The sequence below is a fragment of the Cysteiniphilum sp. GTC20157 genome (genome assembly GCF_055396795.1).
Genome location: NZ_AP044698.1, coordinates 2,381,118 through 2,398,043 on the forward strand (window position 1 = coordinate 2,381,118; position 16,926 = coordinate 2,398,043).

The 16,926-nt window shown below is 39.0% G+C and carries 20 protein-coding genes; 12 read left to right on the forward strand and 8 right to left on the reverse strand.

The window, feature by feature from the left end; all coding sequences use genetic code 11:
* Positions 1-4: 4 nt before the first annotated feature.
* From ACZ5V8_RS10715 to ACZ5V8_RS10740, 6 genes are read left to right on the forward strand one after another with little or no spacing between them, the layout of a single operon-like run.
* Positions 5-646 (forward strand): phosphoribosylanthranilate isomerase, encoded by a 642-nt coding sequence (locus ACZ5V8_RS10715; RefSeq protein ID WP_464217762.1) that lies wholly within the window; start codon positions 5-7, stop codon positions 644-646.
* Positions 639-1,001: an ApeI family dehydratase gene (locus ACZ5V8_RS10720; RefSeq protein ID WP_464217763.1), complete on the forward strand. Its 363-nt coding sequence runs from the start codon at positions 639-641 to the stop codon at positions 999-1,001. The genes ACZ5V8_RS10715 and ACZ5V8_RS10720 overlap by 8 nt, the downstream gene beginning before the upstream one ends.
* On the forward strand, positions 998-1,756 hold the full coding sequence (locus tag ACZ5V8_RS10725; protein ID WP_440617863.1) for a glycosyltransferase family 2 protein: 759 nt from the start codon (positions 998-1,000) through the stop codon (positions 1,754-1,756). Before ACZ5V8_RS10720 ends, ACZ5V8_RS10725 begins: the two co-directional genes overlap by 4 nt.
* Entirely contained in the window at positions 1,749-2,708 is a 960-nt protein-coding gene (locus ACZ5V8_RS10730) for an LpxL/LpxP family acyltransferase (protein ID WP_464217764.1), read from the forward strand. The genes ACZ5V8_RS10725 and ACZ5V8_RS10730 overlap by 8 nt, the downstream gene beginning before the upstream one ends.
* On the forward strand, positions 2,698-3,123 hold the full coding sequence (locus ACZ5V8_RS10735; RefSeq protein WP_464217765.1) for an acyl-CoA thioesterase: 426 nt from the start codon (positions 2,698-2,700) through the stop codon (positions 3,121-3,123). The genes ACZ5V8_RS10730 and ACZ5V8_RS10735 overlap by 11 nt, the downstream gene beginning before the upstream one ends.
* Positions 3,116-3,745 carry an outer membrane lipoprotein carrier protein LolA gene (locus ACZ5V8_RS10740; RefSeq protein WP_464217766.1) on the forward strand — a complete coding sequence of 210 codons (630 nt, stop codon included), beginning with the start codon at positions 3,116-3,118 and terminating at the stop codon, positions 3,743-3,745. Before ACZ5V8_RS10735 ends, ACZ5V8_RS10740 begins: the two co-directional genes overlap by 8 nt.
* 126 nt (positions 3,746-3,871) lie before the next feature.
* On the opposite strand, the gene leuD is transcribed toward ACZ5V8_RS10740, so the two are convergent.
* The 4 genes from leuD to ACZ5V8_RS10760 are packed head-to-tail and all read right to left on the reverse strand — an operon-like array spanning position 3,872 to position 8,455.
* A complete protein-coding gene (gene leuD / locus ACZ5V8_RS10745; RefSeq protein ID WP_464217767.1) occupies positions 3,872-4,438 on the reverse strand; it encodes a 3-isopropylmalate dehydratase small subunit in 567 nt (188 codons plus the stop codon).
* On the reverse strand, positions 4,435-5,853 hold the full coding sequence (leuC, locus tag ACZ5V8_RS10750) for a 3-isopropylmalate dehydratase large subunit (RefSeq protein WP_464217768.1): 1,419 nt from the start codon (positions 5,851-5,853) through the stop codon (positions 4,435-4,437). The genes leuD and leuC overlap by 4 nt, the downstream gene beginning before the upstream one ends.
* Positions 5,846-7,498: a LeuA family protein gene (locus tag ACZ5V8_RS10755; RefSeq protein WP_464217769.1), complete on the reverse strand. Its 1,653-nt coding sequence runs from the start codon at positions 7,496-7,498 to the stop codon at positions 5,846-5,848. The genes leuC and ACZ5V8_RS10755 overlap by 8 nt, the downstream gene beginning before the upstream one ends.
* A 54-nt stretch (positions 7,499-7,552) precedes the next feature.
* Entirely contained in the window at positions 7,553-8,455 is a 903-nt protein-coding gene (locus ACZ5V8_RS10760; protein WP_464217770.1) for a branched-chain amino acid transaminase, read from the reverse strand.
* Between the two features lie 386 nt (positions 8,456-8,841).
* Between ACZ5V8_RS10760 and ACZ5V8_RS10765 the strand changes: the two genes are divergently transcribed.
* The 5 genes from ACZ5V8_RS10765 to ACZ5V8_RS10785 all read left to right on the forward strand — a co-directional run bounded on the left by ACZ5V8_RS10765 (position 8,842) and on the right by ACZ5V8_RS10785 (position 13,057).
* Positions 8,842-9,282 carry a CBS domain-containing protein gene (locus ACZ5V8_RS10765; RefSeq protein ID WP_464217771.1) on the forward strand — a complete coding sequence of 147 codons (441 nt, stop codon included), beginning with the start codon at positions 8,842-8,844 and terminating at the stop codon, positions 9,280-9,282.
* 171 nt (positions 9,283-9,453) lie between these two features.
* Positions 9,454-9,825 carry an EamA family transporter gene (locus ACZ5V8_RS10770; protein WP_464217772.1) on the forward strand — a complete coding sequence of 124 codons (372 nt, stop codon included), beginning with the start codon at positions 9,454-9,456 and terminating at the stop codon, positions 9,823-9,825.
* A 31-nt stretch (positions 9,826-9,856) separates the two neighbouring features.
* A complete protein-coding gene (locus tag ACZ5V8_RS10775; protein WP_464217773.1) occupies positions 9,857-11,011 on the forward strand; it encodes a DegT/DnrJ/EryC1/StrS family aminotransferase in 1,155 nt (384 codons plus the stop codon).
* Positions 11,012-11,028: 17 nt separating this feature from the next.
* Positions 11,029-12,027: a glycosyltransferase gene (locus ACZ5V8_RS10780; protein ID WP_464217774.1), complete on the forward strand. Its 999-nt coding sequence runs from the start codon at positions 11,029-11,031 to the stop codon at positions 12,025-12,027.
* Between the two features lie 13 nt (positions 12,028-12,040).
* Entirely contained in the window at positions 12,041-13,057 is a 1,017-nt protein-coding gene (locus tag ACZ5V8_RS10785) for a bifunctional UDP-4-keto-pentose/UDP-xylose synthase (RefSeq protein WP_464217775.1), read from the forward strand.
* A 44-nt stretch (positions 13,058-13,101) separates the two neighbouring features.
* On the opposite strand, the gene vapC is transcribed toward ACZ5V8_RS10785, so the two are convergent.
* The 4 genes from vapC to ACZ5V8_RS10805 form a co-directional block, all read right to left on the reverse strand.
* Entirely contained in the window at positions 13,102-13,530 is a 429-nt protein-coding gene (gene vapC / locus ACZ5V8_RS10790; RefSeq protein WP_464217776.1) for a type II toxin-antitoxin system tRNA(fMet)-specific endonuclease VapC, read from the reverse strand.
* A gap of 8 nt (positions 13,531-13,538) precedes the next feature.
* Complete coding sequence (locus tag ACZ5V8_RS10795) at positions 13,539-14,402, reverse strand: LysR family transcriptional regulator (RefSeq protein WP_440617797.1); 864 nt, start codon at positions 14,400-14,402, stop codon at positions 13,539-13,541.
* A 172-nt stretch (positions 14,403-14,574) separates the two neighbouring features.
* Positions 14,575-15,444: a UDP-3-O-acyl-N-acetylglucosamine deacetylase gene (gene lpxC / locus ACZ5V8_RS10800; protein WP_440617800.1), complete on the reverse strand. Its 870-nt coding sequence runs from the start codon at positions 15,442-15,444 to the stop codon at positions 14,575-14,577.
* A gap of 1 nt (position 15,445) precedes the next feature.
* Positions 15,446-16,240, reverse strand: a complete 795-nt coding sequence (locus ACZ5V8_RS10805) for a hypothetical protein (protein ID WP_464217777.1) — start codon at positions 16,238-16,240, stop codon at positions 15,446-15,448.
* Positions 16,241-16,385: 145 nt separating this feature from the next.
* Between ACZ5V8_RS10805 and ACZ5V8_RS10810 the strand changes: the two genes are divergently transcribed.
* Positions 16,386-16,901: a cytochrome b gene (locus ACZ5V8_RS10810; protein WP_464217778.1), complete on the forward strand. Its 516-nt coding sequence runs from the start codon at positions 16,386-16,388 to the stop codon at positions 16,899-16,901.
* The last annotated feature ends 25 nt before the right edge of the window (positions 16,902-16,926 follow it).

Below are 16,926 nucleotides of genomic sequence, written 5' to 3' on the forward strand. Positions count from 1 at the left end.
CAATATGCCTAAAACCCGAATTAAAATTTGTGGCATTACCAACCTTGATGACGCCTTGTATGCTATTGACTGTGGGGCTGATGCGTTGGGGTTTGTCTTTTATGATAAATCACCACGATTTATTGATCCTCTTAAAGCCAAACAAATCATCAGTCAACTACCACCTTTTGTTAGCTGCTGTGGGCTTTTTGTCAATGCGCGACAACAAACGATTCAAGCAGGTATTGATGCCAATATCAGCCTTATTCAGTTTCATGGCGATGAAACCACCTCAGAATGTGAGCGATTTAATTTCCCTTATATTCGCGCAATTCGTGCCAAAGACGTTGATACACTTATCAATGCACAAAATACGCACCCGAGGGCACGAGCTTTATTGATTGATAGCTATGACCCAAAACTTTATGGCGGCTCAGGGCAAACCTTTGACTGGTCAATTATTCCAAGTGACATGCGCCAAAAAATCATTCTTGCAGGAGGGCTCACTGCAGACAATGTACAATCGGCAATTACAACTCTCCAGCCCTATGCAGTTGATGTTAGCGGTGGCGTTGAGTCACAAAAAGGAATAAAATGTCGCCAAAAAATCAAAGCATTTTGTGATGCTGTTCATAGCATAAATACAATAAGTGATATTCATGATTAACGATCATACCCGCCTGCCACAGATCATTCATCAAAGCGTTACACAAAATGAGGATGAAACAAGGCTTGAACTGGATATTCACTTTCATCGTGATCTTATCTTTTTCAAAGGGCATTTTGAAAACGCACCTATTTTGCCCGGTATTGCGCAGACTGACTTTGTCATTGCTTTTGCGGCTCATTTTTTGGGAATTGACAAAAAAACCATTGCTAATATTCCACAACTTAAATTTAGTCGCGTGATTTTACCCGGATCTACATTAAAATTATGCATTAGCAAAAAACCAAACCTTTTGGCATTTCGCTATATTGATAAAGACAACGCTACTTACTCAAGCGGTAAAATTAAACTATGAAACCCGCCTTTTTAATCCCTGTTTATAACCATGGTGACACCTTAGAGCAGGTTGTTTTAGCATTACAGCCTTACGGTTTAACTTGTCTTATTGTCGATGATGGTAGTGACAACGAAACAAAGTCTTTTATTGATGATATCATTGCAAAATTTGATTGGGTCAAAAGCATCTCACTCCCTCAAAATTCTGGCAAAGGTGCTGCTATTTTAGCTGGGTTTGCATGGTTATTAGCATGTGGCTATACACATGCTTTACAAGTTGATGCGGATAATCAGCACAATTTAGAAGATATCCCAAAATTTCTGCAAATGGCTTATGACATGCCTTATTCACTTATATCAGGTGCGCCCATTTATGATCAAAGCATTCCTAAGTCGCGTTTGCATGGGCGCAAGATTACCAATTTCTGGGTCGCTATTGAGACATGGAGTAAAAGGCTCACTGAAAGCATGTGTGGCTTTAGGGTGTATCCGCTACAAGCACTTCAACCTATCCTGTTAAAAATTCGTGGCATGCGCATGGATTTTGATATTGAGATTCTAATAAAAGCATATTGGCAAGGCGTTGATGTTAATTATATTCCGACCAAGGTGATTTATCCTATTGGTGGACGCTCACACTTTCGTTTATGGCGCGATAATTTGCGTATTTCTTGGCTACACACTCGACTTTTTTTTGGCATGTTTTATCATATGCCACGACATTATTTCAAGTCTAGAAAACGTAAAAATCGCAAAATAAAAAAACATGCATGATTCAGACAAAGCAAAATCAAAACAGACTCACTGGTCAAAGCATCGTGAAAAAGGGAATGCCATTGGACTTAAGCTGACACTGTGGACAGTAAAGCTTTTAGGTCGACATTTAGCCTATCTTTTGACTTATCCGGTCATATACTATTTCTATCTATTTAGTCGTAAGGCACGCCAAGCAATTTGTATTTATTGTCAAAATTTGCATGCTTATGCAAAACAACAAGCTATTGATATAGAGGTCAAGCCGTTGCCTATTTTTATTGACTTTGGCAAAAGTCTGGTGGATAAAATAGCTGTTTGGAATGGGCAGGTTACACGTAAAAACTTAAACTTTGCTAATCGTCATGAGTTAATTGAGCTCATTGATCAAAAAAAGGGGACAATTATATTTACTGCTCACCTTGGTACAATTGAGGTCATGCGTGCGATTTCTAACTCATATCCTAATAGCCGAATCAATGCTTTAGTGTTTAATCAACACGCACAAAAATTCAATGACACCTTATCTCAAATTAATCCTAACTCACAGTTGAGCCTAATCTCTGTTAATCATTTTGATATGGCTTTAGCAATGCAGTTGCAGCATAAGATAGATCAAGGCGAAATCATTATTATCGCTTGTGATCGTACACCAGTTACTAATCTGACAAATAACCAACGCACCATAAAAGCTAAATTTTTAGGAAAGAATGCTTACTTTCCACAGGGCGGTTTTTTATTAGCACATCTACTCAAAGCACCCGTTTACACAATGCTATGCCTTAAGAAGGGCAAACAATTTGATGTTGTTTTCAAGCCTTTTGCTAAGTCTATTAACCTGCCACGTAATAAACGTCATGAGCAGTTGGCTGATTATGTGCAACAATATAGTGACTTCCTTGCTGAATATTGCCTAAAATACCCGACACAGTGGTTTAATTTTTTTGATTTTTGGCAGTCTAATGACGGATAAAACAATCACTCATATCACCGATATCGTGATACCATTTTTTGATGTTGATAGTTTACAAATCGCTTGGCACGGTCATTATGTCAAATATTTTGAAATCGCGCGTTGTGAGCTTTTAGATAAAATCGGTTATAACTACTACGCTATGGCGCAAAGTGGTTATATGTGGCCAGTGGTTGATTTGCAGATCAAATACATCAAACCGGCAAGCTTTGGACAGATTATTGAGGTGCACAGCCAAGTTATCGAATATCGAAATCGGCTAAAAATAAGCTATCAGATCTTTGATAAAGCGACAGAACAAAAGTTAAGTAAAGGGCAAACAACCCAACTTGCAGTGACTTTGCACAATCACGAATTACAATTTCAATCACCCAAAATTCTTATCCAAAAAATAGAAGGTTTCCATCATGATTAACGCTTTCTTTAAACGCCTAAGCATTACCTTTCTTATGTTATTTATACTATTGAACTTAGCTCACGCCTCGACAGATAATATCTTCGATCATCCACTATCGGCACACAATGAACAGGCATTTACTGAAGTTCAAAAACAACAAGCACAAATCAGCCATGTTACAGGCAACTTCACACAAACCCGCTTTATGAAGCTGTTATCCAAACCACTTAAATCCAGTGGTCGCTTTGAGTTATCAAAAACGCAAGGTTTAAAATGGCTGCAAGAAAAGCCGTTCCAATCGACCTTGATTGTTACTGAAGATAGCATTAAACAATCGATTGAAGGCAAAACTGCCGTTGTTATCACCAAGAAAGAGCAACCGATCGTCTTTTCATTTACGACCGTATTCTTATCAATATTCAAAGGTAATACCGATGCCTTAAAACAGTATTTTAAAATTTATTTTATGCAAAATGGTGATACTTGGCATATTGCCCTTAAGCCATTAGGGTCACCACTTGATAAAGCCATTAAAAGCATTGAGATGACAGGGACTAAATATGCTTCACGTATCTTTGTCAATGAGTCACAAGGCAATCAAATGCTGATTGAGTTTAGTGATGTGAAATCAATCGATTAAATGTATAAATTTAAATCCAGTTTGATAGCTGCTAGTTTTGCAAACGCCAAGTTGATCTGCCTCTCCCCTTGCGGGAAAGACCGCGTAGCATAAGCTGCGCGGGTGAGGGGCAGTTAAACTTATTCATCATTTTGATAGAGTTTCAAACCGACTAATCTCATGATCTTTAGACAATAAATAGCCCATATCATCTTGACCTTTAAGTAAACACTCTTTACGAAAAGGATCATAGTCAAAGTGATAAGATGCTTCATCTGCAGTAATGGTTTGCGCAGCTAAATCAACTGTTATATCGAGATCTTCATTTTGTGCTTTTTCACACCATTTTTCTAATAGTTCACCATCTAAAGCAATCAATAACAAACCGTTTTTAGCCGAGTTATTGAAAAAGATATCCGAAAAAGAAGGTGCCAAGATCACATCAACACCGGCTTGTTGTAATGCCCAAACGGCATGCTCTCTCGAGGAACCACAGCCAAAGTTGTTACCACTGATAAGGATTCGCGCACCTTGAAAGCGTGCTTGATTAAACACGAACTCAGAATCTGCTGATTTTAAACGGGTAAAAAGATGTTCGCCATAGCCCGCAGTCGTCGTTTGTGTTAAGTATTGTGCCGGAATAATCATATCGGTATCAACATCGCTTAACCACATTGGAATTGCTTTACTTGTCAGTGTTTTAAATGCTTTCATGCCAATACTCCTTCTTGTTCTAACTGCGCCACACTACAAATCGCACCTTTAATTGCACTGGCTGCTACCGTTTGCGGTGATGCCAAATGGGTAATGCTCCCCGTGCCTTGACGACCTATGAAATTACGATTTGACGTACTGATACAGCGCTGTCCTGCGGGCACTTTATCATCATTCATTGCAAGACACATTGAGCAACCGGGCATTCTAAATTCAGCACCTGCTTCGATAAATATCTTATCCAATCCCTCAGCAATCGCTTGTGCGCGGACTTTTTCAGAGCCTGGCACAATATACATCGTTACCCCTTCTGCAATCTTATGCCCTTTTAATACATCAGCGGCAGCGCGCATATCTTCAATGCGTCCGTTGGTGCAACTGCCGACAAATGCCCACTGAATTGTTTTGCCTAAAACGGCTTCATTCTCACTAAATCCTGTATAACGATAGGCCTCTTCGGCTAATTTTTTCTGATGTTTTGAAATACTTGCTAAGCTTGGAATTACCTGATTAATTGCCACAGCATGCTGTGGGTTAATCCCCCAAGTAACCATTGGTTGCAAGCCCGCAATATCAATCTCAACAACCTTATCATAGCTAGCATTTTCATCACTTGTTAAGGTACGCCATTTGTTCACTGCATTTTCCCAATGCTCAGCGACAGGAGCATACTTCCGCCCTTTGAGATAGTTAAAGGTTGTCTCATCTGGCGCGATTAATCCGGCTCTTGCGCCACACTCAATTGACATATTACATAAAGTCATTCGTGCTTCCATCGATAATGCCTTAATTGCATCACCGCTATACTCGATCACAAACCCAGTAGCTCCCCCAATACCAATCTCAGCAATGAGCTTCATCACAATATCTTTTGCCGTTGCATAGCTTGATGGCTTACCTTTGAAATGAACTTTCATGGTTTTAGGGCGATATTGCAAAATACAATTTGTCGCCATAACATGTCCGACTTCGGAAGTGCCAACGCCAAATGCCAATGCACCAAAGGCGCCATGGGTTGAAGTGTGTGAATCACCGCAGACAATCGTACTTCCTGGCCAAGTAAACCCAAGCTCAGGTCCGATTACATGAACAATGCCTTGATATTGACTGTCAAAATCATATAGCTCGACACCAAACTCTTTGGCATTTTTACGCAACGTTTCTACTTGCGCCTTGGCAACTGGATCACTCATTTGTGTGCGATCGATCGGTGAGGTAGAAATACTGTGATCTAAAGTCGCCACAATCGATTGTGGGTTACGTACTGGGATATTTAATTCACGTAACTTATCAAATGCTTGAGCAGATGTTACCTCATGCATCAACATTCGATCAATATAAAAAATATCTGGAAAGCCTTTTTTTGATTCCACCACATGCTGATCCCAGATTTTATCAATAATATTTTTAGCCATGGGACACCTCTTGTTGATTTATTTGTATCGATTCGCTGTGAGTCCTATAGTTAGCATCTACATACATCTGATTAACTGCTTCGATAAATGCTTTCAATGCTGATATCTCAATATCATGATCTTTGGCAATGCCTTTATGCGCACTATGATTTGGCGCACTAACAATAATCGTTGCCTCTGAGCTTGAACGCACTCCCGCTTCTGTTAAAGATTTTGCATAATAATCTTTAACCTCAATGCCTGGAATGTATTTATCCGTCGCATTAAGTAATGCTGCAAGTGCTGAGTTTTCGCCTGCTAACTCGACTTTTAGATTTTCTTGATCAAAGAACTGTCCCGTAATCGTCACAGAACTACTGTCCTCTGATTTACCATACGCAATTTTGCTCGCCTTAATCGGTGCACGTATTTTTTTATAGGCACTTAATAACTCAAGATCAGTTACCCCTTTGCGACGCTCGTGATATATATCTTTGATCTGTTGAGCGATTTTTGCTTTTTCATGTTCTTCACAAACGTAGCCAAAATCTTCAATAATTTTCTTAGCATGATTACCACCGGATAACGGACCAAACACAAAGGAAATCTCACTACCGATGGATTTTGGATCAAATGGCTGATAAGCCAAGGGGTTATTCAAAATCGCATTGGTATGTCCGCCTGACGTATGTCGTGTTGCATTTAAACCAACAATCGGTGAGTGCGGTTGTTTAGGGAGCATTTTTTGGGCAATAAAATCCGAGACTTCTTTCAAGCCATTGATATTGATATTAGTGAAATAATGCACGTCTTGTTGTTTACCAAAAGCATCGATAAACATCACACACTGCTCTAATGCCGCATTGCCCGCGCGCTCACCTACACCATTAATACAGGCTTCAACTTGACGCGCCGGGCCATCAAAGACTGCATTCATCGAATTCTCTAACGCCAAACCAAAATCATTATGGCAATGTGCTGACCATATAATCTCTTTATCAGGGAAAGCTTCTTTGATAATCTGAGCATGTTTTGTCATATTTTTCACAAAATACTCATTGCCTTCACGCTCACAAGCACCACCAATGGTATCAGGGCAATTGATAATCGTTGCTCCTGCTTTCACCGCAGATTTAAATAATTCGGCAACATAGTCAAAACCATCTGCTAAACGTGAATAACCTTCAGCACTAAACTCGACCTCATAGCCTTGATCCGTTGCAATTTTAATCAAACGATAGACTTCATCAATGTGTTTTTGCTCATCATTTTTATCGCCTAAACTCGCTTGAGCCAAATTAGGATCAACCGGCAAATAAACATGAATACGTGCTTTACCAATAGCAAGTGATGGTTTTAATGCTTCCATTGTCTTTAAAACCTGTGCTTCTCTTAGCTGGCAAAGTCCGGCAATAATCATATTGGATTGTCGATTTGCCATACGCTCAGAAATTGTGTGCACGATTTGGAAATCCAGCTGACTTGCCGAAGGAAAACCGGCTTCTAAGACATCGATATTTAGCGCATGCGCGTAATCAGCATAAGCAATATTATCTTCAAAATTCATGCCAGCCCCTGGCGATTGCTGACCATCACGTAATGTGGTATCAAAAATATAAACACGCTGTTTATGGGTTTGCTCTTTTTGTTTGGTTTGTGTATTCATTGTCAACTCTCCTTCCTCAAAATAATTCTGTTTATGGGCGTATGCCATACACCCCTACACGTAAGTTAAAGCATCAGATGCTTTAATGCCTTGCGTGATTTCGCTAAAACACTGCTTGATATGTTTAGTAACACGTCCGATTTCACCGTGACCGGCAATCTTTTGATCATCAATACTACGAATTGGGGTAATCTCGGCAGCCGTGCCACTAAAGAATGCCTCATCAGCATCGATAATATCTTCAACTTTGAAATATTTTTCGTGGACTGTATAACCTTGCTCTTTAGCAATTTGGATAATCATCCGTCGTGTAATACCATCTAAGATCGTACCCAATGGTGTGGTAAAGATTTCATTATGCTTAACATAGAAAATATTTTGCGCAGCACCCTCGGCAACATTGCCATCCGCATCCAATAGCAAAGACTCATGATAATGTGTGCCACGAATCTGCATACTGGCAAGCATACTATTGACATAATGACCTGATATTTTAGCGTCACATATCGTTGATTGCGGATGAATACGAATATATTTACTGACCATCACATCAACACTTTCCGCTGCCAAATAACGTCCCATCGGCAAACACCAGACAATGACTTCTATTGGATGATCAGTTTTTGGCAACACACCCACACTTTGATTATCACCATAAAACGCCAACGGTCGAATATAACACGACTCAAGTCCACTTTTTTTGACGGTCTCAATAATTGCTTGGCACATTTGATCAACATCAAAGGGTGGATTCATGCCCAAAGCGCGCATTGAATAATCAAAACGCTGCATATGCTCTTTTAGCTTTAGAATCGCGGTGCCTTTTACTGTTTTATAAGCGCGAATCCCTTCAAAAACTGCTGAGCCATAGTGTAGCGCATGCGTCATTACACTAACAACCGCTTTTTCTTTCTCGATAAATTGACCATTTTGCCAAATATAGACCTGCTCACTCACTTACGTTATCCTCCAAAAATAATAGGTGATTTACTTAGTTTGCCTAAATGTAATAATAAAATACAACTGTAAAGTATAAAGGGAAAATTAAATAGCTGCCTACCAGCGAGGCAGTCGTAGAAGAGATAGTTCAAGGAAAAAAGAAACTGGAAGCATCATGTGTTTTTTGATTGTTTTTAACATCACAAGCCTCCTTAAGCTTTTTCAATGACAATAAACACAACCTATCATCATCATCAGCGAATCGCAACAATAAAAAGGAATAAACAGGAATAAAAAAGCACTTTTTCCATCACTGGCAAAATTTGCGCTTTACAATTATCTTGCAAACGTTAGGCTATACTCTAGAACACGATGTTCTGACATAAACCATAAGGAGCAACCCCATGCATAGCAAACTCAAGGAAATCGTTAACAAAGAAAAACGCGTTTTTAGCATTAGTGCCAATAGCAGTTTATTTGAGGCTGCACAAAAAATGGCTGAGCATAAAGTCGGTTCACTACTCGTTATCGATAACGACGAATTTCATGGCATTATCACTGAACGTGATTTTTTATTTAAAGTCTCAGCGCGCAATCAGGACTTAAAAAAGCATATTGTCGCCGATATTATGAGCGAGCAGATCATTTCGATGAACCACAATCAAACAGCACAAGAAGCCTTACAACTCATGACCGAAAAACGCATCCGTCACTTACCAATCTATGATGACAACAAAGCTTTTTTAGGACTATTATCCATTGGTGATTTAACCAAATGGGCAAGCTCACGCTATCACCAAAAGCATGATGAAGTAGAAAGCTTGGTTAATTATATTCAGCAGTAACTTGCTGAGGCAGAAAGTGCTCTCAAACCTTGTAATATAAAGCTTATGATCAGTTGTTGTTTTTCTTAATGCGATGTGTTTGTCTTTAATCCTTAAAGTCATTACAATGCTAACCTATTGAATATGGTTTCGGCTTAAGTTTTCATTTAAGCTGTAAGAGGATAATAAAAAATGACCCTTGTTGTATGGAGTTTATTGCTGTGTGGCGTGCTATTAAATGCCTCAGCACAGTTGTTTTTAAAGTTTGGCATGGATCGCATTGGTGAGTTTAGTTTCACACTTGCTAACATTTGGCCGATTGGTTGGAAGGTGGCAACAAATTATTTTGTGATTTTAGGGCTTATGTGTTACGTCATCAGTGTTGTCGTGTGGCTGATGGTACTGTCACGTGTGCCTGTTGGCTTAGCCTATCCGATGGTGTCTATTGGTTATATTGTCACGGCAATTGCTGGATATTTTTTATTGGGTGAAACACTCACTGCAACACGTTTTGCCGGAATTTTTGTGATTATTTTAGGGGTTTATCTGGTTGCAAAACCATAAACCAACATCAATCAATAATAGAGATCAATCAATGAGAGATACATTTTTACCCTTTGCCAAGCCAAGCATTTCAGAAGAAGCCATTGCTGATGTCGTTGATAGCTTACGCTCGGGATGGTTAACAACAGGGCCCAAGCTTAAAAAATTTGAAAGCATGCTTCAAGAATATCATAATGCTCCTCATGCCTTATGTTTAAATTCCGCAACTGCCGGATTGCATTTGGCTTTGTTGGCACTTGATTTAACAACGGAAGACGAAGTGATCACGACACCAATGACCTTTGCAGCCACTTTAAATGTCATTGAGATCGTTGGCGCCAAAGTGAAACTTGTCGATGTGGAGCGTGATACTTACAATATCGATGTGACAAAAATTGAAGCGGCAATCACGCCTAATACAAAAGTGATTATGCCGGTACATTTCGCAGGATTACCTGTTGATTTGGATCCTATTTATGCGTTAGCAAAAAAATATAATTTAACGGTGATCGAAGATGCTGCGCATTCGATTGGTGCTGAGTATAAGGGGAAAAAACTGGGAACGTTTGGCGATATGCAAGTCTTTAGTTTTCACCCGAATAAAAACATGACCACTGGTGAAGGAGGTTGTGTTGTGACGCGTGATGATACGATTGCTAAACATATTTCTTTGACACGTTTTCATGGCATGGATCGTGAAGCATGGAATCGTTTTGGTAAAGAAGGCAGTGCACATTACCAGATCGTTTACCCCGGATTTAAATACAATATGATGGACTTGCAAGCAGCACTTGGGATACATCAGCTACCTGCTTTAGATGGTTTTATTGAAAAACGCACACAATTAGCAAGACGATATTATGAGAAACTGGCAGACTTTAATGCCCTTATTCTGCCAAAGGCACCTAAGTTTGAGCATAAGCATGCGTGGCATTTATTTGCACCGACCTTAAATCCACAAGTGACTAAAATCACGCGTGATGAATTAATGAGTCAGCTAAAGCAACATAATATCGGTTGTAGCGTGCATTATGAAGCAGCGCATTTATATCCTTATTACGCCAATAAATATGGTTTTAAAAAAGGTGACTTTCCAAATGCCGAGGAAATTGGTGCTAATGTGATTAGCTTACCTCTTTTCCCAGATATGACCTTTGCCGAACAAGATGATGTGCTTGAAGCACTGTATAAGATATTAAAAATTTAAGTAATAAAGGAGCTAAAATGACCAAACCTTATTTAAGTGTGGTTATACCGATATACAATGAAGAAGAAGTGCTGCCCACCCTTTTTGAGCGCCTCTTCCCCGCACTAGATGCAATTAACAAACCTTATGAGGTTGTCTTTACCAATGATGGCAGTAAGGATAAATCAATTGATCTATTGCGTGAAATGCATGACAAGCGCCCAAGTGAAGTTAAGGTAATTAATTTTAATCGCAACTTTGGTCAGCATATGGCAATTATGGCAGGCTTTGAGCATGTTGATGGTGATGTTATCGTAACCATGGATGCCGATCTACAAAACTATCCAGAAGATATTCCACTATTGTTAGAAAAGATTGAAGAAGGGCATGATGTTGTTGGCGGTTATCGCATGGATCGCCAAGATAAAAAATGGCGTCTATTTGTCTCCAAATTGCATAATTCATTGCGTTTGAAATTAACTGGCATTGATATGGTTGACGAGGGTTGCATGCTCCGAGCTTACACGCGTGAAGTGATTGATCGCGTTGTTGCAACTGGTGAGAACTCAACTTTTTTACCCGCATTAGCACATAGCTTCTCGTCAAACCCAACTGATGTTGGTGTGCGCCATGCGGCACGTGAAGAAGGGACTTCAAGCTATAACTTGTACAAATTAATTCGCTATAACTTTGACTTCTTTGCCAACTTCTCAAAGGCCCCCCTTGAATTCTTTACAATGACCGGTTTGATCGTGTCATTTTTGAGTATATTGCTATTTATTTATCTGATTGTTAAACGTCTTGCCTTTGGTCCTGATGCCGATGGCGTATTTACGCTTTTTGCAATCATGTATTTCCTCATTGGCATGCTCTTAATGGGGCTTGGTATTGTTGGTGAATATATCGGACGGATTTATGAAGAAGTACGCAAGCGACCACGATTTATCATCAAAGACTACATAACAACGACTGAATCAAAAAATAAGTCGCACGCTGAAAAAACTGAAAAAAGTGAAAACACAAAAGAAAATGAATAAAAAAGGTAACAATATGTCCGTTAAATTATTAGTTTTAGGTGTCAATGGCTTTATTGGCAGCAGTATGGTTGAAAAAATCTTGAAGGATACCGATTGGGAAATCTATGGCATGGATCTTTCTGATCATAAAATCACTGAGTTTTTGGATCACCCACGCTTACACTTTGTCAAAGATAATGTACTTGAGAATATGGCGTGGGTTGAGGAATACATCCAAAAATGTGATGTTATTTTCCCGCTTGTTGCTGTTGCCAATCCAGCGCTTTATGTCTCTGATCCATTATTTGTCTATAAACTCGATTATGAGTCAAATGTTGATATTGTGAAGTTGTGTGTGAAACATAAAAAACACCTTATCTTCCCATCGACATCAGAAGTCTATGGCATGAGTAAGGACATTCCATTTAATGAAGAAACTAGCGCACTCGTCACAGGGCCTATCAATAAGCCACGTTGGATTTATTCTTGCTCTAAGCAGCTACTTGATCGCGTCATTCACGCCTATGGCATGCAAGAGGGGCTTAATTACACGTTATTTAGACCGTTTAACTGGATTGGTCCCAAGCAAGATGAAATCAAATCGTCTAAAAAAGGCAGTGCGCGCGTATTAGCGCAATTTGTCTCAAACATTATCGATGGTAAAGATTTACAACTGGTTGATGGTGGCACACAACGTCGCTGCTTTACCTATATTGATGATGGCATCGATGCTTTGATGGAAATTGTTAAAAAACGTGATAATGAAGCGCATCAACGTATTTTTAATATTGGCAACCCAGATAATGAATATTCAATCAAAGAACTCGCAGAGTTAACCGTTGATGCAATGAAACGTTATCCAGAGTATCAAGCACGTGCCGAGAACACTAAAATTATTGCGACAACTGCAGGAGACTATTACGGTGAAGGCTATCAAGATGTTGACCGTCGTGTGCCATCCATTGAGAATGCCAAGACACACCTTAATTGGGCACCTAAAGTGTCAATGCAAGATGCACTAAGAAAAACATTTGATTATCATCTACTGTAATAACGATTATTAGTGCTTTATTTTTCTCGATTTTAGCGGACATTTTAAATGGTAGCTTTGCCACCCCAACAAAACATATGCAAATCAACCCAGTCAAGGACAGTAAGACCATCTACTTTTTTAAAATCTTTGGTATTGTTTGTTACTAATGGAATATTTAGAGATTTAGCATGTGCAGCGATAAGTAAATCATTTGCACCGATCAAATTCCCTGTTGCTTCAAGAGATGATCTTATAAGTCCATATTCATTCGCAGCATTCTGGTCAAATTCGACGATAGACAGCGGAGCAACAAATCCTGCCAATGCTGATATATTCTGATCAATTCTTTTGCTCTTATAGGCGCCATAAACTAATTCAGAATAAACAATAGAGGATATTGCTATTTCATTAAACTTATATTGCTTAAACCTTTCAAGCACCGCCGGAGGCTTTTCATTAATGATAAAAATACAAATGTTAGTATCTAACATAAGCTACTTTAAGCCGACAGCAGCCTATCTTCCCACCATTGCATAAAAAACCTTGCCAGCTCCTCACTATGCACGGTTTTTCGCCAACTATAAAAAACCAACTTTTTTTCAAATGAAAAGTCAAAGTTCACGCGCTTTAACTTAAAAATATCACGGTAGTATTCATATAAATGATGCTCGGTAGACATCACAGTATTAGGCATACTGCTTAATAAACTCATCGATGTCAAAATACTGTTAGACAGCACCACCTTACTGCGCGGGTGATGTCCTATCGTTTGGCGAATATAAGGTGTCTCTTTATCGTGCATAGTAATATGTTTTGCCTGCAGATAATCAACCAAAGTCATTTTATCAAAATCACTTTGCTGACTTGTGATCACAACAGATTGCGTTTCCATCAATGGTTGCGTTGGAATACTCAGCACGCGATCTTCCATACCAATAAATAAATCAAATTGGCTCACATCGCATTGTGCTTTATTTAAGTCTTTAAGCTTCAATACTTCCATTTCGATTTCAATATCATGGATTTTGCAAGCTTCAATAAACTCAGGCATATACAACAGCGCGAAAAAATCACTGGTCAGTACTTTGTAACACTTTTTCTCAGATTGCGCACTACTGTGTTTTGCTAGCCCAACAATATGACCAATATAGCTGCATAACTGCAAACCCTTGGCAGTTGCCACACAGCGCCCATCCTGAATCTGCATCACATCATCACCAAATGTCTTTCTAATCAGTCTCAATGCAGCACTTACCGTTGACTGATTCTTATTTAAAAGCTTAGCGGCTTCCGATACTGAACCGACTTCAATAACCGCTTTAAAAACATAGAGATTATTCAATGTAACCGAGCTTATATCCATTACGTTTACCATGATTTACTTTAACAGTTTCAACTAGAAACTTTACAACTGTCACCAATTATCAAGTATTCACTAGGTGAACGCAACCATATTAACACAAGCTTGGCAGCATCTCTGCCCTTACCTTAGTCAAAAGCAATTCTAAGTTTATTTGAGATCAATATTATCTCTTTTAAAGCAACTTCCATGCGCTATTATCTGCAAACAAAGCTCTTAAGAGTTTGTTATTGAGCGTATGTCCTGATTTGTAACAATTAAAATGTCCCAAAATCGCGCCACCGACATAAAAATCACCAATGGCATCTAGCAGTTTATGTTTTACAAATTCATCGGGATATCTTAAACCTTCAGGGTTTGCAACACCCTCACTAGTGACACCAACGGCATTATCAAGTGATGCTCCTTTTGCCAGATTATTTGCATGCAAGTATTCCAGTTGTTCAACAAAACCAAAAGTACGCGCCTTAGCGACATGCGTTATATATTCCTCTTGCTCACCTGAGAACTCGACAACTAAAGGAGTAGCGGCAATCACTGGGTGATCCCATTTGATTTCAAAGCGATAACTCGTCTCATCACTCGGGGAAATTTCTGCAAACTTATCTTCATCAGTGACGCGTATCGGCTTTAACACCTTAATCACTTGACGCTTTTTGTCCTGTGCTTTAACGCCTACTTCTTGTAAAGCCTCAACAAAGGCAATGCTACTACCATCCATGACTGGCAGCTCTGGGGCATCAACTTCAACAATAACATTGTCAATCTGAAACATACAAAGCGCTGACATTAGATGTTCAATCGTAGATACCGTTATCGTTTTATCATTTGGTGAGACCAGCAATGTACACATCACTGCTTCAGTAATATTAAATGGCGTAATCTTAATATCATGCACTTGTGATAAATCCGTGCGCCGAAAAACAATCCCCTGATCAACAGCAGCCGGCAACAAGCGCATATTGACATTGACTCCTGAATGTAAGCCAATACCTTGAATTTCAATAGGATGATTAATCGTATGTTGCTGCACATTTTTCTCCATGCTATTGATACGCTGAAATTGCGGCTGACTCATCAAGCTTAAACCCTTTTGGGTCAGCAATAATCTTATAATCCCCAGCAATTACTTCGTTTGCAGTTATTGACGTAATCTCGCCCAAGTCTGGCAACATCTTGCCAATATTGGCAATGGTGAATGTACCATTATCAGATTGCAATACAAGACCATAACTATTAGCAGAATAAATCTTATAGTTTGTCGCTACTTTATCCGCTGTTATTGGCGTAGTTATAATTGACTTCATAGCTGCACTTTTGTCACTTGATGCGCTACTTGTTGCTATCTGCGCAAGCTTGGCTGAGAATTGCTTTGCTAAATCATCGCTGACTTTATCTAAACTCTTTGTTTGTTTTTGCACTTCATCTAGCTTCATTTGCATTTGCTGTAACTGCGTTACTGCCTCGGTATTACTGTTTAAAATCATCTGTTTTAATTCAGCAATTTTGGCATCTGCAGACTTTCTCACCTGTTCAGCTTCCGCGTGAATGATATTTGACAGCGTATTTCTAATGGCACCTGCCTGATCCTCAATATGCGACTGTAGCACTTTTTGATGCGCTTGGATTTCTTTTTGATTAGTGATAATAAACAATTGAAATACCAGCACACATGCCACACCCAGACCACCTAAAATCATAAGCTTCTGCTGTTTTGTTAGCGGGGTTTTACCTTTTTGTTGGTTTGATACTTCTTCAGAATCAAACTCGTCATTTTCTAGCTCTACATCAGATGCTTGATCTTGTGTTTTCTTACTTAATGAACCAAATAACTTCTTCATTGCAGCTTAGTCCTTCTTTACCAATGATAGCACTAAGTATAGAAACTATTTCGAGCATCGCCTAGCAGTTGATGGTGATTTATGATTTTTTGTTTATACTACAGCAATATAACCTAGGAAATTTATTGAAAATAAGGACTGTAAAATGAAATATAATTTGCTTATTCGACTGTTACACTTACTCATTGCTGTTGGTGTCATCTTGCAACTCTTAATTGGTTTTTTCTTTGATGGCTTGTTCGCTAAGCTCAATGGCGCATTTTTTATGACCATGCATAAATCAATTGGTTTATCCTTAGCTATTTTAGTTGTGCTACTGATTATTACCCGCTCATTATCTAAGAAAATCCCTTATCCTAAAACCATGTCATCTTTACATATTTTCCTTGCCAAGCTTGTCCACTTCGGTCTTTACCTTTGTGTCTTTTGCATGTCAATGACAGGACTTATTGCCTCACAACTATTTCAAAGTCAATGGCAATTTTTCTATTGGTTTAACGTGCCTGTTTTACTGCCGCAAAACCCAGAGCTTGGGAGTGAAATTTTTAGCTGGCACCCTTGGCTTGCTTATATTTTACTGGCGCTTGTCATACTGCACATCTTAGCAGCGCTGTATCATAAGTATATTGCTAAAGATGATATTGTTAAAAAGATGCTGTAAATCAAACTGTTAGCAAATAAATAAT